Origin of the sequence: Streptomyces niveiscabiei (genome assembly GCF_001419795.1) — a bacterium.
GTDB lineage: Bacteria > Actinomycetota > Actinomycetes > Streptomycetales > Streptomycetaceae > Streptomyces > Streptomyces niveiscabiei.
Genome location: NZ_LIRL01001095.1, coordinates 1 through 2,659 on the forward strand (window position 1 = coordinate 1; position 2,659 = coordinate 2,659).

The following is a 2,659-nucleotide window of genomic DNA, read 5'->3' on the forward strand; positions in this document are numbered from 1 at the left end:
CGTGTCCGCCGCCGCGGTCGCCCGCGTAATGGCGGCCTGCCCCGGCCTGCGGGTCGTCGACGGGTACGGCCCCACCGAGACGACCACCTTCGCCGCCCACCACGTCATGGACACGGAACCCGACCCGGCCCGCCCGGTCCCCCTCGGCCGCCCCCTCGCCGGGATGCGGGCGTACGTCCTCGACAGCCGCTTGCGGCCGAGGGGGACCGGGCGGGCCGGGTCGGGTTCCGTGTCCATGACGTGGTGGGCGGCGAAGGTGGTCGTCTCGGTGGGGCCGTACCCGTCGACGACCCGCAGGCCGGGGCAGGCCGCCATGACGCGGGCGACCGCGGCGGCGGACACGACGTCGCCGCCGGTCCACACCTCCCGCACCCCGGCCAGCGCCCCCGGCTCCTCCTCGGCGAGCAGCCGGAACAGCCCGGCGGTGAGCCACAGCCCGGTCACCCGGCCGTCACCGATGGCCTGCCCCAACTCCCGGACGTCCAACCGGCCTTGAGGAGCGACGACGACCGTGCCGCCGTTCAGCAGCGGCACCCACAGTTCGTACGTCGAGGCGTCGAACGCGACCGGCGCGTGCAGCAGCACCCGCCGATGGGCGTCCCCAGCGAAGCAGGGCGCCTGCGCGAGCCCGGCGACGTCGCCGTGCGTGACGACGACTCCCTTGGGCCGCCCGGTCGATCCGGACGTGTACATCACGTACGCCGCCTGATCCGCCCGGCACGTCACCTCGGGCGCCTCGGTCCGGGCCTCGGCCTGGATCAGGGCGGTGAGGACGTCCTCCGTGAGGACGAGCGCCGCGCCGGTCTCCCGGACGACGAGGTCGACGCGCGCGGGCGGGAACCCGGGGTCCAACGGGACATACGTACCGCCCGACTTGAGGATCCCGAGGAGCGCGACGACGAGGTCCGCCGACCGTTCCATGAGGACGGCGACGGCCGTCTCCGCCCCGACTCCCTGCCCGGCGAGGGCGTGCGCGAGCCGGTTCGCCCGCTCGTCGAGCTGCCGGTACGACCAGGCCGTGCCGCCCTGTTCGACGGCGACGGCGTCGGGGGTGGCCAGCACCTGCCCGGCGAACAGGTCGGTGAGGGGGCGGACCGGGGCGAGTTCGGCGCCGGTCGCGACGGCGAGGAGGTGCCGGCGTTCCTCGTCGTCCAGGACGTCGACCTGACTGATCGTCATGTCCGCGTTGTGGGCGGCGATGTCGAGGAACCGCGCCCACCGGCTGACGAGTGCGCCGACCGTCTCGGGGTCGAACAGGTCGGTGGCGTACTCGACCGCGCCGACCAGCCCGTCCGGCCGCCCGTCCTCGGTGTACCGCTCGGCGAGGCTGAACGTGAGGTCGCAGCGGGCGGTCCCGGTCGGGACGGATTCGTGGCCGAGGGTGAGTCCGGGGAGCGTGAACTCGCCCGTGGGGGCGTTCTGGAGCGCCAGCATCACCTGGAACAGCGGGTGGTGGGCGAGGGAGCGGGCCGGGTTGACGACCTCCACGAGGTGCTCGAACGGCACGTCCTGGTGGGCGTAGGCCGACAGCGCGGTCTCCCTGACCCGGCCCAGCAGTTCGGCGAACGTCGGATCGCCGGACGTGTCGGTGCGCAGGACGAGGGTGTTGACGAAGAACCCGACCAGGTCGTCGAGTGCCTCGTCGGTGCGCCCGGCGACCGGGCTGCCGACCGGCACGTCCTCGCCGGCGCCGAGCCGGGTGAGGAGGGCGGCGAGGCCGGCTTGCAGCGCCATGAACATGCTGGCGCCGTGCTGGGCGCACATCTCGCGCAGCCTGCCGTGGAGTTCGGCGTCCAGGTGCAGCGCGAGCTGGGCGCCGCGCTGGGACGCGGTGGCGGGCCGGGGCCGGTCGGCGGGCAGCGGGGTCCGGTCCGGGATGCCCGCCAACGCCTGCTTCCAGTAGGCGAGTTGTCCGGCGAGGCGGCTGTCCGTGTCGTCGGCCTCGCCGAGCAGCTCCTGCTGCCAGAGCGTGTAGTCGGCGTACTGGACGGGGAGTTCGGCCCATTCCGGCGCCTCGCCCCGGCAGCGGGCGGCGTACGCGCTCGCCAGGTCGCGGGAGAGCGGGCCCATGGACCAGCCGTCGCCCGCGATGTGGTGGACGACGACGAGCAGGACGTGCGTCTCGGCGTCGAGCCTGAACAGGTGGGCGCGCAGGGGCAGTTCGTCGGCGAGGTCGAAGCCGTGCGCGGCGGCCTCGGCGAGGAGTGCGGGGAGCCGCTCCTCGTCGGCGTCGAGGACGGTCAGCGCGGGGCGGGCGTCGGCCAGGATGTGCTGGTGGGGCACGCCGCCGACGTCCGGGAACACCGTCCGCAGGCTCTCGTGACGGCCCGTCACATCACCGAGGGCGGCCTCCAGGGCCGCGCGGTCGAGGTGGCCGGTGAGGCGCAGGGCGAGCGGCATGTTGTAGGTGGCGCTCGGGCCCTCCATGCGGTGCAGGAACCACAGGCGGCGCTGGGCGAACGACAGTGGTACCCGCTGGGGCCGTTCGGCCTTGGTCAGCGCGGGCCTTGCGGCGCCGGCCCGGTCGAGGCGGGCGGCGAGGGCGGCCGGGGTGGGCGCCTCGAACAGGGCCCGGACGTCGAGTTCGACGCCGAGGGTCGCGCGGACGCGGGAGGCGAGGCGGGTCGCGAGGAGTGAATGGCCGCCGAGGTCGAAGAAG

General features: G+C 74.8%; 2 pseudogenes. One reads left to right on the plus strand and one right to left on the minus strand.

The features are described from left to right. Window positions 1-28 precede the first annotated feature (28 nt). Window positions 29-160, plus strand: a pseudogene (locus AOK24_RS52920) (hypothetical protein); the annotation flags it as partial. Window positions 161-195: 35 nt separating this feature from the next. Here AOK24_RS52920 and AOK24_RS40375 read toward each other — a convergent pair. Next, window positions 196-2,659 (minus strand): annotated as a pseudogene (locus tag AOK24_RS40375) (condensation domain-containing protein); the annotation flags it as partial.